The organism is Leptospira terpstrae serovar Hualin str. LT 11-33 = ATCC 700639, from assembly GCF_000332495.1.
GTDB lineage: Bacteria > Spirochaetota > Leptospiria > Leptospirales > Leptospiraceae > Leptospira_A > Leptospira_A terpstrae.
In genome coordinates this window covers 933808-956717 of record NZ_AOGW02000010.1, presented here as the reverse complement: position 1 = coordinate 956717, position 22910 = coordinate 933808, and the positions used below count along the sequence as shown (strand labels likewise).

The window sequence follows — 22910 nt, the reverse complement described above, 5'->3', positions numbered from 1 at the left end:
GGAAAAAAGAGGAAACTATGCCGCAACGTAACGACTTAAAATCAATTTTGATCATCGGATCCGGACCTATCGTCATCGGGCAGGCATGTGAATTTGACTACTCCGGAACACAAGCCACCAAAGCACTCCGGGAAAAAGGAATCCGAGTCATCCTCGTCAATTCCAATCCGGCAACGATTATGACAGATCCCGATCTTGCCGATGCCACTTATATTGAACCACTCACGGTTCCCGTTTTAGAAAAAATCATCAAAAAAGAAAAACCGGATGCCATCTTACCAACAGTTGGTGGACAAACTGCATTAAATTTAGCTTTAGCACTTCATAAAGAAGGTGTTTTGGAAAAATACAGTGTAGAACTGATTGGAGCAAAAGTAGAAGCCATTCGGAAAGCAGAAGATAGAGAATTATTCAAACAAGCGATGGAAAAACTCGGAATCCGAGTGGCAAAATCCTTTATGGTCTCCGATATGGAAGCTGCTAGGAAAGCTAAAGATGAAATTGGATTTCCAATCATTATCCGACCAGCCTTTACCTTAGGGGGAACTGGCGGTGGAACTTGTTACGAAGAATCTGAGTTTGAAGAAATTGCTCAAAAAGGCCTTTCTGCATCCCCCATATCACAAGTGTTAGTGGAAGAATCAGTGATGGGTTGGAAAGAGTTTGAATTGGAAGTGATGAGAGACTTAGCGGACAACGTAGTCATCATTTGTTCCATTGAAAATTTAGATCCAATGGGAGTTCATACAGGGGATTCCATTACAGTCGCACCACAACAGACATTAAGCGATAAGGAATACCAACGCCTCCGTGATATGTCCATTGACATTATCAGAGAAATCGGAGTAGAAACAGGTGGATCCAATATCCAATTTGCGGTGAATCCTGAAAATGGGGATGTCATTGTAATTGAAATGAACCCACGAGTTTCAAGGTCTTCTGCTTTGGCATCGAAAGCAACAGGATTCCCAATCGCAAAAATTGCGGCGCTTTTATCCATCGGTTACACTTTGGATGAAATCAGAAATGATATCACTCGCGTAACACCTGCAAGTTTCGAACCATCCATCGATTATGTAGTGACCAAAATTCCAAGATTTGCTTTTGAAAAATTCCCAGGTTCTGATACAACTCTTGGAGTTCAAATGAAGGCGGTCGGTGAAGCGATGGCGATAGGTCGTAACTTCAAAGAAAGTTTTCAAAAAGCACTTCGTTCTTTGGAAACAGACCGGTTTGGATTTGGAAGTGATGGATATTTAAAAGAACTTTTGGAATGGGAATCCATCCCCAAAGAAGAAAGAAAAACTTGGCTTACTGCTAAAGTCAAACGTCCTACAGACAAACGAATTTTTTATGTAAAGATGGCTTTTGATTTTGGGATGAGTGTAGATGAAATTTTTGAGATTTGTAAAATCGATCCTTGGTTTCTTTACCAGTTTGAAGAATTGTATCAATTAGAAAATAAATTCCGTAAGGAAGGAAAGGCCATTTTTGAAGAAATGAAAAAGGCCGGATTTTCGAACCGCCAACTTGCCTTCCTTACCAAAGAAGAACAAATCCTTGCCCAAGTAAGAAGTGGTGCTGCCATTGAAATTACTAAAGCCAAGGTAGAAAAAACTCTTCGTGAAGAAGAGGAATCCATTGAAAAATACTTAGAAGAAAAAAACATTCGTCCCGTATACAAACGGATCGATACATGCGCCGGTGAGTTTGAAGCGTTTACTCCGTATATGTATTCCTCGTATGATGAAGAAGATGAATCTGATGTAACTTCTAAAAAGAAAGTAATGATTCTAGGTGGTGGGCCCAACCGAATTGGCCAAGGGATTGAATTCGACTATTGTTGTTGCCATGCTTCCTTTTCCTTACAGGAAGCAGGAGTGGAATCCATTATGGTCAATTCCAATCCAGAAACTGTATCTACCGATTATGACACTTCGGACAGACTGTATTTTGAACCATTAAGTCTTGAAGATGTGATGGCAATATTTAAAAAAGAAAAACCTGATGGTGTCATTGTTCAGTTAGGTGGACAAACTCCGTTGAAGTTGGCAAAGGCACTCGAAAAACGAGGGGTTCCCATTATGGGAACAAGTCCAGATTCCATTGACCGAGCAGAAGACAGAAAACGTTTTGCAGAAGTTTTGGAAAAATTGAATTTAAAGTCACCTGACAATGGAATTGCTGCTTCTAAAGACAAAGCAAGAGAGATCGCAAAAAAAATTGGGTACCCAGTTTTAGTTCGACCTTCCTACGTGTTAGGGGGAAGGGCAATGCTCATTGTCAATGAAGAGTCTGAACTAGACAAATACATGGAAGAAGCAGAAGAAGTATCGGAAGACAGACCACTTCTTGTAGATTCCTTTTTGCAAGATGCAGTCGAAGTGGATGTGGATGCACTTTGTGATGGAAAAGACGTATTCATTGCAGGTATCATGGAACACATTGAAGAAGCAGGAATACACTCTGGTGACTCTGCGTGTGTGTTACCTCCTCAAAATATTTCACAACGTATGTTGCAAGAAATTGAAGAAGCCACTTACCGTTTGGCTTTAGAGTTGGATGTTAAAGGTTTAATCAATGTTCAATATGCAATCAAAGAAGACACATTGTATGTTTTAGAAGTCAATCCTCGGGCTTCAAGAACCGTTCCTTTTGTTGCCAAATCAATTGGAATTCCCATTGTAAAAATTGCCGTTCGATTGATGTTAGGTGAACCGTTAGCATCCTTTAAACTAGGAAAACGATTTTCTGCACCAATGATTACCGTGAAAGAAGCGGTATTACCATTTAGCAAATTTCCTGGTGTGGATACTATCCTCGGTCCCGAAATGAGATCTACCGGAGAAGTTATGGGTGTTGCCGCCACTAAAGGGGAAGCCTTTGTAAAAGCTCAAATAATGGCGGGAGAAGAACCACCGAAACACGGTACAGTTTTTGTGACCATTAATGATAAAACTAAGAAAGATTTACTCGAGTCGGTGCGTTCTTTATCCAACTTAGGTTATAATATTATCGCAACAGAAGGAACTCATAAATTTCTTTCCGATAATGGAATCCTTTCTAGTAAGATTAACAAAATTTACGATGGTTACTTCCCGAACGTGATTGATTATATCAAAGAGAAAAAAATCCATTTGATCATCAATACTCCTTTGTCAAGAGTCACTAGGGAAAATGCTTTTACCATTCGCCAAGCAGCGATTAAATATAAGGTTCCTTGTTTGACAACAGCACAAGCTGCCAAGGCATTGATTCATGGTTTGGTGGAAATGAAAGACAAAGGATTTTCTGTGAATTCCCTTCAAGAAATTCACAGAAAATCATAGAAAATCGATATCGAGAAGAAAAGGATTTAGAAAACTTAACGGAGAATCGTTAGATTTCTAAATCCTTTAGGATGGTTTCAATTCGATTTCGGTTCACTCCAAAATCCGATTTCCCTAACCGGGAAGCGGACCGGAAGTGAAGGAGTTTATTTTTCTCATCGAAATAAAATTCCACATCATCCACATACCGCATGATTCTAGATGTAAACTCAGCATTAATGTAATTCGGGTTTTCTTGGATGATCTTGGTTCGCGGAGAATTCTCCAACCTTCCTTTCAATACCAAATAGGCATCCTTTAGTGGCTTTTTATAAGGAACTGGACTTCTGTAATGTTCTTTGTCATTGGGATCGGCAAAGCTACTAACACAGTTAGGTGTTTTTGGACAATCACCCAATCTTTCCGATTTGATTCCCAATGAATCTGGCCTGGTTCCCGTACATTGGACGAGGAATAAAGATAGTGCGATCACAATGAGGCTGTAGATTTTTTGATTCATAGATTCCTTACTTTTAGTTTCATTCTATTGGACGGTACTATTTACGCACTGGGTAAAAAATCAACTCCTTAGAAAAGGTAATTGAGTTACTTTTTCTAAGTAACTTTCCTTTCTTTTCCGCTACCTTTTCCGATCTTTCGGTCTAGGGCATAAATAAGGCAAAGTCCTAAGTTTTCCCACACTGTTTCTCGCTTGAGTTTTCCCATTATTGCTTCGTACTTGTGCCTATTCCCTCAACCCGCAGGGGTCGGAGGAAAAATGGCTAGGAGAAGGACCAGGGTTTTATGGAAAAAAATCTGAGAAAATGGGAATCCGTCGCATTTGAGAAAAAAAGATGGACAAATTGTGGTAAAAGTATTTATTTAAAACAATCGTTCGATATAAAGCGAGAATACCTCAGATGCCAAAGATAGTCGATCACGATCTTTACCGGGTTGAACTTTTGACTAAGTGTATGCCTATTTTTGTCTCCAAGGGAGTTTCTTCAGTTTCTATGCGTGAATTGTCAAAAGAGCTCGGAGTTTCTACCGGAACTCTTTATCATTACTTTCCAACGAAAGAAATTCTTTTTGCCTCCATGGTAAGACAAGTGGTTGCCATTGATGCCAAAGAGATTACGGAGCTTTCTGAAAATCATTCGGGGCTAACGGACATTATGAACTTTGTTGCTTCGCGTGAGGCACATTTTATGAACCTGATGTTACTTGCTGTGGATGTAAAGAGGCAACTGAGTGAATCGACAGAACTGACAGAGCTTGTTGAGGATTCCTTTACTTCGTATCGAACCGCTTTGGATCGATTTTTTCCTGCTGGTTCCAGTGTAATGAGTGGTAAGGCTTTTTTGTCTTTTTTTCTAGGTGCTTTGTTTTTGAAAAATAATGCAACAGAAGAAACGGGTTGGCCCGCACTGTTTGAAGGATTGGAGAATTTGAAGGTATTGTTTCAAAGCAAAGAATAAGGAAGGTAACTTTATGACTCTTACCAAACGACTTAGTTTTTTACTTTGTTATGTTTTGCCGATTTTGACAGTTCTTGCAGAAGGAGTGGGAGGATTGTCGTATTTGATCGTCCCTTTTACGGTTTTTATCATTTTACCGGTCCTTGATTTAATACTGGGGCGAGATGATTCCAATCCAACAGATTCCCATTTTTTAAAACTACAAAACGATTCCTATTTTCGATACCTAACGCAAATTTGGGCATATATTCAGCTAACTTTCGTAATTTGGTCAGTTTATCGAATTTCATTATTTCCTCACACTACTTTAGAGTTTTTGCTATTTGCAATCGCTGTCGGAATTGTAACTGGTGGGGTCGGCATCACGGTAGGACACGAGTTAGGCCATAAAAATACTCGGTATGAACAATTCCTTTCTAAAATGATTTATATGACTGTATGTTATATGCATTTTTATATCGAACACAATCGGGGGCACCATACCCATGTCTCAACTCCCAGTGATCCAGCTTCCTCTCAAAAGAACCAATCATTCTATCAATTTTATCCTCAGACGGTTTTTGGAGCTTACCTTTCTGCTTGGGAGTTAGAGAAAAAACGTTTGTCCAAATTGGGACTAACTGTTTGGCACTATCGGAATGAAATGATATGGTATGCTGTTGTCACGATTCTTTTTTTATCTGGTATGGTGGTTATGGGATCTCTCTTAAGTGGTCACAGCATTCGTTTGGATGTACTAGGATTTTTACTCTTACAATCTTTTGTGGCCTTTTCTTTATTGGAGTTAACAAACTATATCGAACACTATGGTTTGAAACGTAACGAAGTTTCGAATGGTAAGTATGAAAAAGTGCAACCAATCCATTCCTGGAACCAAAATTATTTTGCATCCAACGCTCTTCTTTTTCAATTACAAAGACATTCCGACCATCATGCCAATGCAGGCAGGCGTTACCAAACCCTTCGTCATTTTGAAGAAGCCCCACAATTGCCCTTTGGGTATGAAGTAATGATTCTCATTGCGCTTTTTCCCCCTCTCTGGTTTTCCATGATGAATCCTATTTTGGAATCATGGGAAAAGAAGAAGTCTCACGAAGAAATCCATTCTTCGTGAGGGTCTGCACTTGATTCTATTTGGGTTCTGATTCTGCAAGAACAGAACGTTTGGTTTTGAGAATTGAAAATAAAAGAAATAACAATGCGGCTACACCTAAATAAAAGAATCCAGTTGCCAGATAACCAGAAGTAGGTGGGTAAAGGATACTAAAACCAAAATCAGGATTTTCTGATTCAGCAAGGAGAGATCCAGTTTTTACCTCATTGGTTTTGAGTTCCTCACCGGAAGGGTAGGAGTAAGAATCAAAACTTGCTGGCCACTGGTAAGGGTTTCCATAGTAGAGTGAATATCCTTCTTTATCCCCATCTGCGTTGGCGAAAAAATAAATTTCCTCAAGTGGCTGCACAGAAATTACGTTAGTTAGGTGGAGGGTTTCATTTTCTCCGTCATAAATTTGGATTTCAAATTCCGAATTTATGGTTCGAGATAAAGGAATTTCTGTAAAATTTCCTTCCGATTTGTTATGACTTACTGTTCCTTCAAATACAGTATCCCATTCTTTTTTATCGATTTTCCCGCGGACAGTGACCCTTCGTTCCCAGTTTCCTTCTTCAAATTGTAATTTTAGAATTTGAAATGCTGATTGTGATTCATTCGGAAATAAAAATTGGCAATGGTTTTCGGCAAGGATTGGATTTGCCACAGCGTGCGTTTTTTCATAATACAAATTTTTGCTTTGTTTCGCACGAAGGGCGGTTGGGAATTTTAGATCGGAACCTGGCTCTGCTTCCAATCGAAGAAATCGATGTTTTGTGCCTCCTAGGTCAATTTCTCCAGAGGATTGGCTTCCATATTTATAAAGAAAAACAGTTTTGGAATCGATAAAACTATCTGGGTTGTCACCTAACTTCAGTGTAATGGATGTTTCATAGTCATAGGCGCTAGATACAGAAAGTTTTGTGTAATTCATTCCTTCCGGTAATTTGGGTAGTTCCAAAACATAAATTTCTAAATCATCTTTTTTTGTGAAAAGTAGTTCTGGTTTTACTTTTTCGGTATTTTTGGAAATTTCTTCGGCGTTTTGGATATGGTAGGGTACAATCTCTCCATTGTGAGTAATTCGAAGGTCTCCATAAAACGAATGTTTATAGATGTCTTCATCTAACATAAGTTTGATAACTCCGTTAGGAGAAAGATTCCCCGAAATCTTTAAATCTTTTTTGTATTTAAAGTTTTGAACAGCAAGTGGTCTACTTGTAATTTGTGTTGTGATTGATAAAAAGATTAGAATGGGAAGTAAGTATATGAGCTTCATTTTGTTTCCTTTTTGAAATGATTGTATAATGTTCCGGTTACGATAAGAGTTACACCTAAGAATAAACCTGCCAAAATTCGATATCCTAAACTCAAATTCCAGAAATCGTAAAGATAGAATTTGATGATGACAAGGGCCAAAGATCCAAATCCAACATAACGTAAAGACTGGATTTTTTTTCCAAATCCAACGGATAGAGCCACGAGTCCATACAGAATCAAACTGAGAGTGTAGAGGAATAGTTTTTTCTCTTCAGGAAAACCAAGATAGATTTCTACAAAGGTTCCGAGTAACCAATACGGATAAGCAGCGTATAAAAAGATTTTAGAGAACTCAGAAAACTTTCTACTATAAAGATAGGAAAGCACCAAATAAACTGATCCCGCGGCAAACACCAAAAACCTTCCATTGAGAAAAGGGATTTCGTTTTGAGAACGATAGGTAAAGGCAAAGATATAAAAAAGGGCAAAGAACCAAACGGGAAATGCCGCAAAATACATATAAAGTTGTTTGGAATAGGTGGACGCAACGGTCACAAGAAATGCAAAACTAATCAAACTAAAGGCCAGTAGTTTTCCTGTGGTTCCAATGACTATCAAACTGACTATAAACGGTAGGCCGAATAATCCAATGAGATCATAGATTTTTTTCTTCTCTAAACTCAAAGATGATCGCCTGAGAGAACGTTCATACAATCCGTAAAATAAGAGCAGGAGTAGTGTCAGTAAAAATGGTTTTGCCATTGGATAAAAAACAGTGAATGCCCAAAAGGACTGTAGAAATCCGAGTCCCAAGGTAAAACCTATGGTAACCAAGGTGAAGATAGGTTCTTTTGATTTTGTGGTTTCTAATGTTTGGAATTCTCTCAAGAGAAATAAAACAAAAACACCGATTTGAAAAGCGATGGGAAAAAATGGTTTGGCATCTACCAAATGGTCATTGGCCCAGCCAACGAAGATTAGGTGGTTTGCCGCAAGAAGCAGTAAAGGAATGACTTTCCAACCAGTATCTTTTCTAACCCAAAAGAATAGGACATTCCAAAGTAGTAAGTAGGTGAATAAAAATGGATAAGAGTTTTGTCCTGTGGAAAGGAGGATCGGGACAAGAAAAGCACCAAGAGAGGCAAATCCAAATAACACTTCACTTTTTTTTGCATGTGATATAGCGACTGCAGTGAAACTGAGAATGAGTAGTCCCACAAAACAGGTTTCTGTAGAATACAAATCATACCACAAGTACCCAGAATAGTAGGCAGAAAAGAGGACTGCGATTCCAAGACCCAGAAGGCTTGGGGAAAGGTAGGGTCTTGTATTTCGGACTCGGTATCCATAAACGAGAATGGGTATCGCGGAAACAAGACCAATCCAAATTCGAACGGATTCATTAATCCAATACTCTTCTATCGCTAAATAGAAAAACCAAATGGAGGCGAGTAGGAGGGAAAATACACCGAGCTTTACAAATAAATTTTCACCGATCCATTGGACAAACCAATTGGGCCCATCGTTTAATGGAACGTCTGTTTGGTGGACAACGGTGGGGGTCGACACAGACACAGGAGGTGTCACTTGTTTCGGAGTTTGGGGACTTGTGTGAGAAAGGACTCTTTCTTTTAAAAAAGTGAGTTCCCTTTCCATAGATTGAATCCTTGAGAGGATTTCTTTAGTTTCTTTTTCTTCCACGGAGGAAATGGTTCACATCCGCGGATTGAGGGGAACTACTTTTTATTCAGGATCGTTCCACATTCCATTTTCACGAATGAGATCGATGAGTTGGTCTGCAGCTTCCTCTTCGGAGACTCCTTTTTTTACAATTTCTTTCCCTTTGTAGAGATGAACCTTACCAATTCCTGCACCGACATATCCAAAATCGGCATCTGCCATTTCTCCTGGGCCATTCACAATACAACCCATCACAGCAATCTTCACCCCTTTCAGATGCCCTGTCCTTTTTTTGATCATGGCAGTTGTGGACTGTAAATCAAACATCGTACGACCACAAGAGGGACAAGAGATGTATTCTGTTTTAGTCAGACGAAGTCTAGTCGCTTGTAAGACATCAAAACTGAAATGCAGAGATTCTTCTGGTTCCCCATCCCCATAAGACAAACGAAGTACATCTCCAATTCCATCGAGTAAACTTCCGCCTGCTTGGATAGAAGATTCGTAGAGGAGTGATTCTTTTTCTTTGGAATGAGTGACAAGGGCTATGGGATAATCAGATTCCCTTAAATGGAATGCCAATTTTCGAACACTGAGTAAGTCTCCATTTTTTACAGAGAAAAGTAGGTTTTCTATTTTTCGTTTTTTCGATTCTTTTACAATTTTTTCTGTTAGGTGGATATCTTTGGAATCAATACTCAATTCCACACAACGTTTGTCTTTTGCATACCGAGTCACAAAATCCAAAAGGTCATCCCAAGATTCTTCTGACTCTTGGAAAAATAGGTTAGGACTGATCACCCACTTTTGAACGCGGTAGAGGTCTTCGGCCAAACTATCATATTGGTAAGTCAACTCCTGGGATAATTCCACAGAAACTGGCAAGGGAAAAGATCCGCGACGAACCATAGTTCCTAGAGATAACAAATCCAATTCAGAATCAATTTTGAAGTGGAGGATTTCTGGAATGCGACCTGATTTGGATTCTCTTTGGATGAGATTTAAAACTTCCTCTACGGATTCCGTTCCGAAAAAAGGAAAACAGATTTCGATACGAACTGGACTTGTGTCTCCGAGTTTTGTATCCCCTAAATTTAATTCTTTGGAATAGAACCTAGAATATTGGAAAGGGTCACGAAATTCCGTATAGATTGTTTCCCGAGTTTCTTCGGGATTTGGCTTTGAAGGTGAGCTAACGGTATTTGTTTTCGTTTCTATTTCCTTTTGCAAACTTTCGTTGTATTTACGTACAAGTTCTTTTGCTACCGGGATTTCATAGATGGCATCTTCTGTGAGAGAGACTCGAATCGTATCTCCTAGTCCATCTTCGAGTAAACTTCCAATCCCAATGGCAGATTTGATCCTACCATCTTTTCCGTCCCCTGCTTCCGTTACTCCTAAGTGCAAAGGATAATCCATACCCAAATCATAAAATCTGGAAACTAACATACGATAGGCTTGGATCATTACCTGTGGGTTCGATGCTTTCATAGAAACAACGATGTCTTTGTAGGAATTTCCTTCTGCAATTCGGATGAATTCTAAAGCAGATTCTACCATCCCTAGAGGAGTGTCCCCAAACCGGTTCATAATTCGATCGGAAAGACTACCATGGTTTGTTCCAATCCGCATAGCCACACCCAGTTCTTTTGCACGTAAAACAAGAGGAGTAAAAACCTCTTCGATTCTTTCTAACTCTTCGCTGTAGTCTTTATCAGTATATTCGATGATTTCAAATTTTTTTTTGTCTGCAAAATTGCCGGGATTGATTCTTACTTTTTCCACCCACTCTACACATTTCAGTGCTACTTGTGGAGTGAAATGAATATCTGCCACTAAGGGAACTGTGAGTCCGAGTTCCTTCATTCTTTTTCGAATGTTTGGTAAATTGTCTGCGTCTGCTTGGCTTGGCACTGTTAGGCGAACGATTTCGGAACCCGCTTTTTCTAAGTCAGCAATTTGTTGAATACTTGCTTCCGTATCTCTTGTGTTAGATGTGATCATCGATTGGATACGAATTGGGTTTTTCCCTCCAATTCCGACACCACCCACCATCACTTCTCTGGTTGGGCGTCTTTTATAGAAAAATGGCGATTCGTTATATTTGGTGCTCATTTGAATCTTATGTTCTCATTATCTAGGAAATTAAATTCGAATTTTTGGGCAAGCAGTATGAAAAAAATCCGTAGGTTTCAATTTCCATCCCCCAGGGACCGAAAATCAATTTAGGAAGATAACTTGCACTTTTGGATACTATGAATACTGAAGTTAAACAAGGATTACAACGAAAATACAGGGTGCAGGTGACTGTGGCGATTTATCGCGAAGGAAGTTTGTCTTATAAAAGTGAAATCCTTTCCCCAGCCCATTATGACAAACGACAAGAAGCTCGGGACCATATTCGCCAAGAGATTCGAGAAAGATTAGCTCATTCCAAATTCTTCCGTTCCACTCGTTTGGACTACGATTTAGTCCGTTATACAGAAGAGGGAAGTTGTAATACCTTTCTTCGTTATAGTATCCAAGACTCGGAAACTTGATTCCTCAAAAAAAACTATACGAGTGGTATTTAGCCCATAAAAGGGACCTCCCATTTCGAAAGAAAAAACAAGCCTATCCTATTTGGGTTTCTGAAGTGATGCTTCAGCAAACGCGAGTTAACGCAATGCTTCCTTTGTATGAAGCATTTATCAAACGATTCCCAACACCAGAATCTTTAGCTTCCGCAGAAGAAGAGGAGGTTCTTGCTCATTGGAAAGGGCTTGGATACTACAGTCGGGCACGCAATTTAAGAAAGGCTGCAATCTTTTTAGTTCAAAACTACAATGGATCTTTCCCTAAAGATTTAGATTCTGTTTTGAAACTTCCAGGAATTGGTAACTATACTGCAAGGGCCGTTTTGTCCATAGCTTATGATCTCCCCTTAGCCGTTTTGGATGGAAATGTTAAGCGAGTGTTATCTCGTTATTATGGGTATAGAGAAAATATCTTAAGCACCAAAGCTGACTCTGAATTACAAAAGAAAGCCGATGGATTTTTAAACAAAGAACATCCCGGCGACCACAACCAAGCCATGATGGAACTCGGGGCCACAATTTGCCTTCCCGACTCACCCAAATGTTTGTTATGCCCCCTTATGGATTCTTGTTTTGCAAGGATTCATCAATTGACTGCAGAGATTCCTCTCAGGGAAAAAGAGAAAAAACAAATCCAACTGAGTGCAGAGATTTTGGTTTTTTTGGATAAAGAAAACATCCTTCTTGTGCGGGAACCAAAAATGCGATTTTTGAAGGAGATGTTCCATTTGCCTTATGGATTTATTGGGCAAATTCCCGCTGAAGCTTATGAACCAACACCATTCTTTTTATCACTCAAAAACATCGTGATCCATCCAAAACCGATCGGCCAATTCAAACATACAATCACCCACCACAAGATGGATTTTTCTGTTCTAACTCACCAAATAAAAGGAGTGAAAGAAGTAGAGGACTTGGCAAAGAAATTTGATGTAGAAAGTAAGTGGGTGAATTTTTCTAGTTTAGATACTGAATTCCCTTCTTCTCTTGCCTCCAAGGTAAAAAAGTTTTTGCTTTACTTAGAACCATAGTTCGTTACCATTCACGGGCTATGGCGGAAATTATTGTTTGGATAGAGCACCTAGTTTCCAACATCCCATTGCCTATTTTAGAGGTCTGGGGTCGGTTCTCCTTTTTACTAGGTTCCATTATTTCTATATTCGCTTTTACTGGTTTTACGTTTCGGAATGGAAAAACTTTCCGGATTTCTAGAGAAGTTTGGAATTGGAATCTCACTAGTTTTTATTGGTTTCTCATTACCTTTGTTTCAATTTTTCTCACGGGATATTTAGGAAGTTCTATCGTTCTGATTCCGGGAGCACAAACATTAGAAAGTCTAAAGGATCTCTCTGTTTTTCTATGTTTGAATTTTTTTGGATATCCGGCTTTACTTGCAGTTCCTTTTGCTTATGGACTTTCTGATTTAATAGAAGGTGTGCCACCCGAATTTTTATGGGACTGGTTACCCGGTTACTTTATTAACCCCAGTTTGTTTTGGCTCTCCTATCAAATGATTGGGAAGCGACCTGACTTTCGTAATTTTCGGATTTGGGTTTATTATTTTTTATTCGTGCTGATCTTTTTACTACTCGAACCTTTTTTATGGGGTTATATATGTTCCGAACAGTTTGGTGCAGAAATCTCATACCATACAATCAGCTCTGCATTATTGTTCACAACAGGCCTCACTTGGATTTTGGCTCCGTTTGCCATGTTTGTCACCTTTCCTCTTGTGAGAAGGTTTGGATTATTTTGGGCAGAAGTCCCCGGCCAAGTCAAAGAAGTCACTCTTTCCGATCCTCAAACCATCTGGAAGTCGGGACCAAGCGAATGGAACCATTCCGAACTTGACTTAGAACCAAGAACAGGAATTTCTTTGCAGTTATTTATAGTTACACCTTTTGTTTGTTTGGTTTTGATCCTTGTTGGTATCACCGCCTATGTTACTCTTAAGAATGCTGAAAACTCTGCATTTCAAATGGTGGAAGTGTTACATAGACAATGGTCAAAAAATATTAGCCTTAGTTTAGATCAGTATTTAATATCGATTCCACCAACTAACAAATCTTATTTTGATTCAAAAGGCTTAGGAAAAGTATTGGATGTTTCTAAAGTCAATGATCAAGGAAGGGTATTTTTACTCGATGAACATTTGAATCCATTAGCATCCCTTTCTACTGAACTTGGCAAATCGAGATTGTTAGAAACAGTGCGAGTGGAACTTAAGAAGTTAGGTAACGAAATCAATACAACTGAAAAGAAGTTTAGTTTTGCCATTGTGACAAAAAGACCTCTTTCGCGTGAGAACTGGAATGCAATGGTCACCATTTACACTCACCCCACAATCAAAGAAAAAACGTATCTTATCACTTTGTTTCCTTATTCATTTTATTTGAGCGGAGTCATTACGGGAAACAGTGAATCAGCGATGGTTTTTGCTTGGGCAATCCTCCTCAGTTTGATCTTAGCTGCTGTTCTTGCTGAGTTTGTGACAAGACCAGTTCTCTCCTTTGCCAAAGCTTCCAAATCATTCGCAAAAGGTGATTGGAATTATCCCGTAGACGAAAGTATGATCGCAGAACTTAAAGATCTTTCAGAAGCCTTTCGTTTTATGTCATCAGAGCTCAAACAGAGTTTTGAACGAGTAGAAGAAAGCCAACGTTTGGTGATGGAAACCAATTCTAATTTAGAGGAAAAAATTGGCCAAAGGACGGAAGCGTTAATTGAGAGTAATCGAAGTCTAGTGGAAATGATTGAAACGAAAGAAAAAATTCTAATCGATTTGCATAAAACTCAAACTCAACTTTTGATGAGTGAAAAATTGGCTGCCCTTGGTCAATTTGCCGCAGGTATTACTCATGAACTCAATACTCCCCTAGGTGCTATTACTTCTAGCGTTCGCGCTATGTCTGAGATCTTAAAAAATGACATCATCGACTTACCTGCATTTTTAGAATCATTGGATGCTTCAGAGAGAGAAGACTTTCGTTATTTTTTACATTTGGGATTAGCTTTTGGTTCTCGCAATTCCGGATTACTCAATCGTGCAGAAAAAAAAGAACGAATGGGAATTTTAAACTCACACCAAGTAGAAAACCCGGAAGAAATCATAGAAGATTTAACTTCCTTAGGCATTTTACAATTAGATGAACCACTTCTAACGATCCTAAAGAAGCCAAGGTCTGGAATTATTTTACAAAATGTTTTGATTCTCGGCAGTTTATATCGATTGGTTTATGTGGTGCAAACGGCCACTGACAAAGCATCTCATGTGGTAAATGCTTTGAAACACTATTTGCATACGGATCGGCTAGAAACAGAAACAAAATTTCAAAATGTTCATATTCCTACAGAAATGGATTCTATCCTTACTTTATACCAATCGAAAATAAAGAACGATGTTGAAATCATAAAATCTTATTCTACATCTGACTATTGTTTGGCGGAAAGGGACAAACTGAACCAAGTTTGGATTAATCTCATAAACAATGCATTACAAGCAATGGACTTTCGCGGAAAATTAAAAATTACAGTCACTTCGAATGCAGATACTGTAATCACTTCCATTCAGGATACAGGAAAAGGAATTGCTCCTGAGATACACGATAAGATCTTTTTACCTTTTTTTACTACAAAAAAACATGGCGAAGGGATTGGGCTTGGGCTTGACATTTGTAAACAAATCGTAGAAAAAATGAAGGGTACAATCGAATTCACGTCAGATGACTTGGGGACTGAGTTTAGAGTGTATTTGCCAAAGGTAATAGAAGGGGAAAGAGATTGAACATTACGCAAGTACAACATGAGAAAAACGCAATCCTATGTGTTGATGATGAACCGATCCTTCTTCTTTCCCTCGTACAAGAACTAAAACGGGAGATTGGTGGCAGTTTTACGTACGAAACCGCACAAAATCCCGAAGAAGCTATGGAAGTCATCGATGATCTTTGCCAATCGGGAGTGGAAGTGATTCTCATTCTTTCTGATTGGCTGATGCCTGGAATGCGTGGGGATGAATTCCTCATCCAAGTCCATCAAAAATACCCTCATATCAAATCCATTCTAATTTCCGGTCATGCGGATCGTGATGCCATCAACCGAGTGAAGGAAGAGGCTAAAACTTATGCCATTTTTTCCAAACCCTGGAACACCAGGGAATTGCTCGATGCAGTTCGTTTCTGTTGCAATTTGACCTAAGTCCCATTTTCTGGACGTAAGGTGCGTACCATCTACATCCGAAAACTCCGATTCGAAGAAGCTCGTATCAAACTAGAACGAGAACTCCATGATGCCTTTATGGACGGGGAATCCTATGTGGAAATTTTACATGGAATTGGAGAAGGAATTCTCCGGCGAATGGCGATTGACTATGTAGCGACTTGCGATTTTCTGAAATTAGTAGAGACCGATCCGATGTTTCGGTCCAACCCGGGCAGTACGATTGTGGAAATTCTCGCTCCGTCCAAAGAATACATCAACCGATTGAAATCATGACTGAATCTAACTCTTCTATAGAAATCCTGGACGTCACGTTGCGAGACGGGGAACAGACCAATGGTGTTTCTTTTTCTTGGCAGCAAAAATTAAATATCACCAAACATCTATTAAAAGATTTAAAAACCAATCGTGTGGAAATTGCCAGTGCTCGTGTTTCACCTGGTGAATTTGAAGCAGTCAAAAAAATTGTAGAATGGTCTAAATCTGAAGGTCTTTTGGATCGCATCGAAATTTTGGGATTTGTCGATATTGATAAAACTGTAGAATGGATGAAAGGAACAGGTGTTAAAGTCCTTAACCTTTTGACAAAGGGTTCCCTGAATCACCTAACCAATCAGTTACGAAAAACTCCTGCCGAACATTTTTTAGACATCCAAAAGACTGTAGAGAATGCAACGGCTTCTGGAATTACAGTGAATGTTTATATGGAAGATTGGTCCAATGGCTATTTACATTCACGAGATTACGTTTTAGAATACTTAGGTGTAGTATCCAAATTCCCTGTAAGTAAATTTTATCTAGCAGATACACTTGGAGTACTTTCTCCATTGGAAGTGCGAACATCCATTACAGATCTAGTGAAAGAGTTCCCGAAATTATGGTTTGAGTTTCATGGTCACAACGATTATGATTTAGCTGTTGCCAATTGTTTGGAAGCAGTAGAAGCAGGAGCTCGTGGCCTTCATGTCGCTGTTAATGGACTGGGGGAAAGGGCTGGAAATTCACCTCTAGAAGCTGTGGTCACTGCATTACATGACAAAACAAAATTCAGAACTTCCGTTGTAGAAAGAGAAATCACAAATGCATCTAGACTTGTTGAGATTTTTTCCGGCAAAAGAATCTCTGATAATCGTCCCATTGTGGGAGAAGATGTTTTTACGCAAACCGCAGGGGTTCATGCCGATGGCGATAAAAAAGGAAATTTATATGCCAATCCAATTTTACCAGAAAGGTTTGGTAGAGCCAGAGTCTACGCATTAGGTAAGTTAGCTGGGAAAGCAAGCATCACTGAAAATTTAAAACAACTGGGAATGGTTCTTTCTCCAGAAATTGAAAAAAAAGTTTTAGAACGAGTCATTGAACTAGGTGACCAAAACAAAACGGTTACTAAAGAAGACCTTCCTTATATCATCTCTGATATCACTGGCGAAAATTTAGAAGCTAGTTTTCGTATCGAAACTTGTACTGTGACTAGTGGGCTCGGTGTCAAACCCAAGGCAGAAGTAAAAGTCAACTACCAAGGAAAATTTTATGAAGCGAATGGAGAAGGCGATGGTGGTTATGACGCTTTTATGAATGCTCTTGGTAAAATTCTAAAAGAATTAAATATCCAAATTCCTAAACTTTATGACTATGAAGTGAGGATTCCTCCTGGTGGGAATACCAATGCCCTTGTGGAAACTGTGATTACCTGGAAAGGAGATGGTGATACTCATCCCATTCGTACCATTGGAATTGATTCTGACCAACAAGTGGCTGCAGTAAAAGCCACAGAACGATTGTTACATATTTTACTCGGAAACGTATGATTCATTTTCTCATAGTGGGCCTTGGAAATCCAGGGGATAAATACAAGAATACTCGCCATAACATTGGTTTTATGATCTTAGATGCTTTGGCTTCGAGTTTTGGTGTTTCGTTTAAAGATTCAAAAAAGTATTTAGAGACAACGCATACATGGGAAGGGGACAAAGTACACCTTCTGAAACCTTTAGAGTTTATGAATCTTTCTGGAAAATCCACTCAAACCCTTGCCAATTTGTATAAAATCCCTCCTACCCAGATACTGGTCATCCAAGACGAAGTGGATCTACCCTTTGGGAAAATAAAAAATAAAATTGGGGGCGGAACTGCCGGCCACAATGGACTAAAAGATATAGTCGCAAAACTAGGATCACAAGATTTTCACCGGTTGCGATTCGGGGTAGGAAAACCAGAAAAAGGGGGAATGGAAGTGGCAGATTTTGTATTACAAAACTTCAATTCAGAAGAAAAGAATCATTTGGATTCACTCATCAAAGAATCCATTTCCAAAACAGAAGATTGGATCAGAACCAACCGGAATCTCATTCGTAAAGAGAATGGAGGATAAGTTTTATCTTTTCCTTGTTAGTATAGGTAAATAGGAACTAAAATTTTATTTTATGATTAAAGAAAAAGAAACTCCCATCAACCTACGTAGCCTTATTTACCAAACTATTCTTTCCATAGTCATAGTTCTTGTCATTGTTTTTGGATTGGCATTTTTTTTCCGCAAAGAACTCCTTGGGTTTAGCGAACACTTTGTCCGAATTTTTGGATATTGGGGACTTTTTTTCGGCATGATCCTTTCGGATAGTCTTCCTGCCTTTGTACCTCCCGACGCCTTTCTTATGTTAGCGATCACGGGTGAGATGGATCCACTTTTCACCATCCTTTCCATGTCCTTGGGAAGTATCATCGGCGGTACTCTCGCCTATTTTACCGGTTTGTATCTCATCCCCAAATTTCATTTAGGAAGACAGATGGTTTTGCATTATGAAGACAAACTCCTCCCATATCTTCGAAAGTATGGTTTTGGAGCTGTAGTTTTAAGTGCTCTCACACCCATTCCTTATTCATGGATGGCTTACACAGTGGGAACCTTTAAGATGCGTTATACTTTGTTTTTGTTAGGTTCTCTCTTTCGGTTTGTTAGAGTCACTGTTTATTTTTATGCAATGTATTTAGGATGGATTACTGGAGGATAGATGTCAGAAGAACGTTTGTTTCCAAAACCTGTTGACGAAATCATTTTAGAAAAAGTTCGATTTTTCTTTTTACCTGACCGCACGGCTGCCTTCGTTAAAAATTTGGTGGATGGAAAAGTATCTGAGAGGTCACTCATTTGTTGTAATTCTGGTTGTGATGTTTGTAATGAAACCATATACAATTGTTATATGGCGGTAAAAAAAGAAATGGAAAAAAGATAAATTGGATTCCCTTTTTTCTCAAAACAAACAAGTCCCTTTAGCCCATGCGGTGCGACCCAAAAATTGGTCAGAGTTTGTGGGACAAACCCAAGTCGTACAATCTCTCAAATCCATTCCAAAACCCACCTCTATTCTGTTCTACGGCCCACCAGGATCTGGAAAAACAACGCTTGCACATTTACTAACTCAATCTTGGAGTTTGGAAAAACGGTATTTGAGTTGTGTGACCAGTGGTTTAAAAGAAGTGAGAGAGGTTTTAGACGAAGCCAAGAGACGCGGAACCATCGTTCTGTTTTTAGATGAGATCCATAGGTTTTCTTCCTCACAACAAGATGCACTTCTTTCTGCAGTAGAGGAAGGTGAGATCATTCTCATTGCTGCAACCACAGAAAATCCTAGTTTTCGTGTGAATAAAGCTCTTCTATCGAGAATGCTTGTTTACCGACTCACTTCTCTATCCGAAGCCGAGGAAAACTATATTTTTGAATCTTGTCTAACAAAATTAAACCACAAACAAACTTTCCCTGAAGATTTAAAAAAAGAACTCTTTCGTAGAAGTTCTGGGGATGCGAGAAAACTTCTCGGATATTTAGAACGTATTCTGAATGCAACTAACGATACCGAAAAAATCACCGAATCTAAGTTAGCTGAAATTTTGGGTGAAAATGTTATTTTTTATGATAAAAATAGCGAAAGCCATTATGATATTATCTCAGCATTTATCAAATCCCTTCGAGGAAGTGATCCTGATGCAGCCATTTTTTATTTAGCACTGATGATCGAAGGTGGGGAAGACCCACTTTTTATCGCGAGAAGGCTTGTGATTTTTGCCAGTGAAGATATTGGAAATGCCAGTGTTCACGCACTTCCTCTTGCTATTGCCACTTGGCAAGCAGTGGAAAGAGTCGGGATGCCGGAAGGACGAATTCCTTTGAGCCAATGTACTACTTTCCTTGCCTCAGCACCTAAGTCTAATGCTAGTTATTTGGCTATTGATAAAGCATTACAAATGGTTAGGGAAAGAAAAAGAGAATTCCAAATTCCAAACCATTTGCGTAATGCTCCTACTGCTACTCATAAAAATGAAGGAGCTGGAAAAGATTATCAGTATCCCCATGATTTTCCGGATCATTTTGTTCGAGAAAAATACTTTCCTGATTCCTTTTATCCAAACCCTCCCGAGTTTTATGAACCAACAAACCAAGGTATGGAAAAGAATCTAAAGGACCAGTTGCGAAAACATTGGGGTGATAAAAAATAAATTAGGAACGTTACTCATTCTAATTGATATTTACTTTTTTGTTTCGCATGCACATGTTCTATTCTTGATAGATACTTTTCTAATTTTTCTAACTGTTCCTTGTCATTTGTGGATTCGATGGCAAAGTTTAAAAATTCTTTGGCTTTTTCAAAGTCACCTTTTTTGCCATACAAAACAGCCAAATGGGTTGTATTCTTTAGATGTTGCGGTTCGCGGAGGATGAGCCTTTCCGAATATTCGATTGCTTTATTAATTTTTCCTAACTTTTGATAAGCAAAAGAAAGTGACAATAGGATGTGGTTGCTATCTGCTTTTAAAGATAAATACTCTTCACCGTACTTTACGGCTTGTTCGTATTCTTTATTTGTTATTCGAAATTTCACCAAACTTTGCAAAACTTCCAAATTCCTGTCGTTTAGTTCATATGCACTTTCCAAAAGAGTTTGGGCTGCTATCAAATTCCCCTTTCTGATCTCTTGTTTGAATTTTGTTATTTGTTCTAAACCATCTTGGGTCGAGGCTGTTTTTTCTTCCGTCTCAGATTCTGGATTATACTCCAATCGAAAAAGGGATAAATCGTCAGTGAGTTCTCCTGTTTGTTGGATGGAGCGAACAATACCCGAAAGATTTCCTTCTCTTCTTCTTACATGTTCTAAAAATAATTTTTCGTCAGTATTAAGAAAATGTTCTCCACTGCAAGCTCCGTGTACTAAGATATCATCTTTGCCGTCAGACCCACCAAAGAGCACATCTCCTTTCTGTAGTTGGAAAATATTGATCGCAAATCTTTCTTGGGGAAGGGTAGCCCCAATTTTTAGGTAACTGTATTTAGTTTTGATAAAACTTGCAATTCCATCTCTGTATAATATGATATGGGGATGTTCTGCATTGACAAAATACAATAAACCGGACTCATCTTCCACCAAACCAAGAATGAGTGAAACAAGCATCGTATAATCAAAACTTTCAAAGGTTTTGTTTAATTCATCGAATACTTCACGTAACCATTGTTCGGGGTATTTGATTTGGTATTCTTCTCTGTTTTTTGTCCTTTCGATAATGGACCGAAATACTGCTCCCAAAACCAAAGCCCCTGCGGCACCTTGGAGAGATTTACCCATCGCATCCGCATTGATAAAGACTGTATGTTTTTTTTCTCGTAATAGGATTGTATGTGCTACAGAAAGGTCTCCTCCAATTTCTCCTTGTTTTCCTTGAAAAGAAAATTCTTTCTTCTGTTTGGTTAAAAACTCGATTTTTACATTGGAACTTTCAATCGTAGTTCCTCCTAAAGGTTTCACAAGGAGAGAAGTTAAATAATAATCTCCATCCTGGTGGAGTTTAATTTTTTTGAGTTCTTCCGCAGCTTCTCTTTTTTCAATCTCATAGGCAATACTTCGGCTCATCACTTCAATCACTTCGATAAAATGATTTTCGATCGGGATACCTCCCACTTCTTCTGAGAAAAAACCAATAGATCCTTCTACTTTTCCATCAATGAGTATGGGAACTTCAATTGACTTAACTAATCCATACTCTTTGAAAAATGGAGTTTTTTGAAGGTTCTCTTCTGAAGAAAATATATCTTCATAAAATACTGTTTTTTTTGTTTGGTTTGCTTTCGAAAAAAATGTATCAACAATTCGAAATGAATCTCCTTTTTTGATTCCTTTTGAATCTCCTTCCACTTTTAGAATTTTATATTTGTCTTGGTTGGTTTGGCTTATGATCCCCAAAGGGAAATGGAATAACTGTAAACCCGTTTTGAGATAACCTGAAAATAAATCTTCGATGGATTCGAAATGAGAAGTTGTTAATCTATGAATTTCTTTTAAGGAATGACTGAGAGCATAGACTGATTCTATAGCATGGGAAATGTAAGTATCTGACTTTCGTCTTTCTAATTCTTGAGCTGTTCTTACAGAAAGTAACTCTAAGATTCGAATCACTCGATCGATATGTGGAATTGGTTTTCGATTGAGAATGGCAATGACACCAATGATTTCTCCTGATCTAGATTTCAAAGGATAACCTAAATAGTGACTGCCTTTGACAGATAAAACAGATTCGAATCCCGGATACCGATCTTCAAGGCTGATTGTATGAAAAAAGGATTTTGATTCTATCACCTCAGAACAAGGTGCAATTTTACCATTATAGGATTTTGGTGCCGAAAGTTCTCCCAAATGAACCAAAGCATGAGTTTGAAACTGCGAGGTTTCTTTTTTCCATTCTGCGATCCAAACGGTTGATAGGTGGAACACATGAGCGAGCCGAAACACTCGGGTTTGAAAAAAATCGCCGGATGCAGGAGATAAAACGACAGAAGAGAGTGACTCTAAAATCTCATGGGACTCTCTTGAAATTTCGTAGGGGTTGTAACTGGGTCTCGTTTCTGTAAACATAGCCTGACTCCTTTCTGAATAGGGGAGGATTTTGTTTCTGCGCAGGCAAGATCAAATTCGCTATTACAGACGAATAATTCGCTATAACGTATATTTGCTTATGTAAATGGCAAAGATTCTAAGAAAGGGGTATGGGTTACGGGGAATTCAACCCGGGAAGTAATCACTTGAGTTTCTTTTTACATCGAGTTTCTTTTTCTACCAAAATCCATTTCCCAAAACTATCATTTTGATCCTGAACTTTTGTTTTAGAAATAGGGTGGAATTAGAGTCCAGAAAATCGTGGGTCAATCTTTGAGAGCCATTCTCAATTTAATGATTTATTACGCATTGAATGAGAAAAATGGTTCGAAAAGAATCTCGCCTTGACAATTCAAAATAAGGATGAGATCATTCAAGGA

The 22910-nt window shown here is 38.7% G+C and carries 18 protein-coding genes; 13 read left to right on the top strand and 5 right to left on the bottom strand.

Translation table 11 applies throughout. The features are described 5' to 3' along the window. The first annotated feature begins 17 nt into the window (after positions 1-17). Positions 18-3329: a carbamoyl-phosphate synthase large subunit gene (gene carB, locus LEP1GSC203_RS12950; RefSeq protein ID WP_002973635.1), complete on the top strand. Its 3312-nt coding sequence runs from the start codon at positions 18-20 to the stop codon at positions 3327-3329. 49 nt (positions 3330-3378) lie between these two features. Here carB and LEP1GSC203_RS12945 read toward each other — a convergent pair whose 3' ends face one another. Next, positions 3379-3828, bottom strand: coding sequence for a DUF1499 domain-containing protein (locus LEP1GSC203_RS12945; protein ID WP_002974003.1), 450 nt, complete (start codon positions 3826-3828; stop codon positions 3379-3381). 454 nt (positions 3829-4282) lie between these two features. Between LEP1GSC203_RS12945 and LEP1GSC203_RS12940 the strand changes: the two genes are divergently transcribed. Next, the gene (locus LEP1GSC203_RS12940) at positions 4283-4786 is read left to right on the top strand and encodes a TetR/AcrR family transcriptional regulator (RefSeq protein WP_002973715.1); all 504 of its coding nucleotides are present in this window, start codon (positions 4283-4285) and stop codon (positions 4784-4786) included. A gap of 13 nt (positions 4787-4799) precedes the next feature. Next, on the top strand, positions 4800-5900 hold the full coding sequence (locus tag LEP1GSC203_RS12935; protein ID WP_002974269.1) for an alkane 1-monooxygenase: 1101 nt from the start codon (positions 4800-4802) through the stop codon (positions 5898-5900). A gap of 16 nt (positions 5901-5916) precedes the next feature. Here the strand turns inward: LEP1GSC203_RS12935 and LEP1GSC203_RS12930 are convergent, their stop codons facing one another. Genes LEP1GSC203_RS12930 through ispG form a run of 3 tightly spaced genes read right to left on the bottom strand, consistent with a single transcriptional unit; the run spans position 5917 to position 10934 of the window. Further along, on the bottom strand, positions 5917-7158 hold the full coding sequence (locus LEP1GSC203_RS12930; RefSeq protein ID WP_002973976.1) for a hypothetical protein: 1242 nt from the start codon (positions 7156-7158) through the stop codon (positions 5917-5919). Then, complete coding sequence (locus tag LEP1GSC203_RS12925; RefSeq protein WP_002974002.1) at positions 7155-8840, bottom strand: DUF2339 domain-containing protein; 1686 nt, start codon at positions 8838-8840, stop codon at positions 7155-7157. Before LEP1GSC203_RS12925 ends, LEP1GSC203_RS12930 begins: the two co-directional genes overlap by 4 nt. Positions 8841-8882: 42 nt before the next feature. Next, the gene (ispG, locus tag LEP1GSC203_RS12920) at positions 8883-10934 is read right to left on the bottom strand and encodes a (E)-4-hydroxy-3-methylbut-2-enyl-diphosphate synthase (protein WP_002974114.1); all 2052 of its coding nucleotides are present in this window, start codon (positions 10932-10934) and stop codon (positions 8883-8885) included. 140 nt (positions 10935-11074) lie between these two features. Between ispG and LEP1GSC203_RS12915 the strand changes: the two genes are divergently transcribed. The 10 genes from LEP1GSC203_RS12915 to LEP1GSC203_RS12870 are packed head-to-tail and all read left to right on the top strand — an operon-like array spanning position 11075 to position 20104. Further along, entirely contained in the window at positions 11075-11359 is a 285-nt protein-coding gene (locus LEP1GSC203_RS12915) for a hypothetical protein (RefSeq protein ID WP_039937836.1), read from the top strand. Then, on the top strand, positions 11356-12426 hold the full coding sequence (mutY, locus tag LEP1GSC203_RS12910; protein ID WP_039937835.1) for an A/G-specific adenine glycosylase: 1071 nt from the start codon (positions 11356-11358) through the stop codon (positions 12424-12426). The genes LEP1GSC203_RS12915 and mutY overlap by 4 nt, the downstream gene beginning before the upstream one ends. Positions 12427-12446: 20 nt before the next feature. Then, on the top strand, positions 12447-15179 hold the full coding sequence (locus tag LEP1GSC203_RS12905; RefSeq protein WP_002974116.1) for a sensor histidine kinase: 2733 nt from the start codon (positions 12447-12449) through the stop codon (positions 15177-15179). Further along, entirely contained in the window at positions 15176-15592 is a 417-nt protein-coding gene (locus LEP1GSC203_RS12900; RefSeq protein WP_002974436.1) for a response regulator, read from the top strand. The genes LEP1GSC203_RS12905 and LEP1GSC203_RS12900 overlap by 4 nt, the downstream gene beginning before the upstream one ends. Before the next feature lie 21 nt (positions 15593-15613). Continuing rightward, positions 15614-15889 (top strand): Smr/MutS family protein, encoded by a 276-nt coding sequence (locus tag LEP1GSC203_RS12895; protein WP_002973894.1) that lies wholly within the window; start codon positions 15614-15616, stop codon positions 15887-15889. After that, positions 15886-17421: a (R)-citramalate synthase CimA gene (gene cimA / locus LEP1GSC203_RS12890; RefSeq protein WP_039937832.1), complete on the top strand. Its 1536-nt coding sequence runs from the start codon at positions 15886-15888 to the stop codon at positions 17419-17421. The genes LEP1GSC203_RS12895 and cimA overlap by 4 nt, the downstream gene beginning before the upstream one ends. After that, positions 17418-17984 (top strand): aminoacyl-tRNA hydrolase, encoded by a 567-nt coding sequence (gene pth, locus LEP1GSC203_RS12885; protein WP_002973677.1) that lies wholly within the window; start codon positions 17418-17420, stop codon positions 17982-17984. Before cimA ends, pth begins: the two co-directional genes overlap by 4 nt. A gap of 52 nt (positions 17985-18036) precedes the next feature. Continuing rightward, positions 18037-18621: a YqaA family protein gene (locus tag LEP1GSC203_RS12880; RefSeq protein WP_002973561.1), complete on the top strand. Its 585-nt coding sequence runs from the start codon at positions 18037-18039 to the stop codon at positions 18619-18621. After that, on the top strand, positions 18622-18843 hold the full coding sequence (locus LEP1GSC203_RS12875) for a hypothetical protein (protein ID WP_002974217.1): 222 nt from the start codon (positions 18622-18624) through the stop codon (positions 18841-18843). Position 18844: 1 nt separating this feature from the next. Then, complete coding sequence (locus LEP1GSC203_RS12870; protein ID WP_002974244.1) at positions 18845-20104, top strand: replication-associated recombination protein A; 1260 nt, start codon at positions 18845-18847, stop codon at positions 20102-20104. 14 nt (positions 20105-20118) lie between these two features. Here the strand turns inward: LEP1GSC203_RS12870 and LEP1GSC203_RS12865 are convergent, their stop codons facing one another. Continuing rightward, on the bottom strand, positions 20119-22509 hold the full coding sequence (locus tag LEP1GSC203_RS12865) for a GAF domain-containing SpoIIE family protein phosphatase (protein ID WP_002973957.1): 2391 nt from the start codon (positions 22507-22509) through the stop codon (positions 20119-20121). Between the last annotated feature and the right edge of the window lie 401 nt (positions 22510-22910).

Coding starts and splice junctions, on each gene's coding strand:
- LEP1GSC203_RS12915 (WP_039937836.1), top strand. CDS start 11,075: ATGAATACTGAAGTTAAACAAGGATTACAACGAAAATACAGGGTGCAG.
- LEP1GSC203_RS12880 (WP_002973561.1), top strand. CDS start 18,037: ATGATTAAAGAAAAAGAAACTCCCATCAACCTACGTAGCCTTATTTAC.
- LEP1GSC203_RS12875 (WP_002974217.1), top strand. CDS start 18,622: ATGTCAGAAGAACGTTTGTTTCCAAAACCTGTTGACGAAATCATTTTA.
- cimA (WP_039937832.1), top strand. CDS start 15,886: ATGACTGAATCTAACTCTTCTATAGAAATCCTGGACGTCACGTTGCGA.
- carB (WP_002973635.1), top strand. CDS start 18: ATGCCGCAACGTAACGACTTAAAATCAATTTTGATCATCGGATCCGGA.
- LEP1GSC203_RS12935 (WP_002974269.1), top strand. CDS start 4,800: ATGACTCTTACCAAACGACTTAGTTTTTTACTTTGTTATGTTTTGCCG.
- LEP1GSC203_RS12945 (WP_002974003.1), bottom strand. CDS start 3,828: ATGAATCAAAAAATCTACAGCCTCATTGTGATCGCACTATCTTTATTC.
- LEP1GSC203_RS12905 (WP_002974116.1), top strand. CDS start 12,447: ATGGCGGAAATTATTGTTTGGATAGAGCACCTAGTTTCCAACATCCCA.
- LEP1GSC203_RS12940 (WP_002973715.1), top strand. CDS start 4,283: ATGCCTATTTTTGTCTCCAAGGGAGTTTCTTCAGTTTCTATGCGTGAA.
- pth (WP_002973677.1), top strand. CDS start 17,418: ATGATTCATTTTCTCATAGTGGGCCTTGGAAATCCAGGGGATAAATAC.
- ispG (WP_002974114.1), bottom strand. CDS start 10,934: ATGAGCACCAAATATAACGAATCGCCATTTTTCTATAAAAGACGCCCA.
- LEP1GSC203_RS12930 (WP_002973976.1), bottom strand. CDS start 7,158: ATGAAGCTCATATACTTACTTCCCATTCTAATCTTTTTATCAATCACA.
- LEP1GSC203_RS12865 (WP_002973957.1), bottom strand. CDS start 22,509: ATGTTTACAGAAACGAGACCCAGTTACAACCCCTACGAAATTTCAAGA.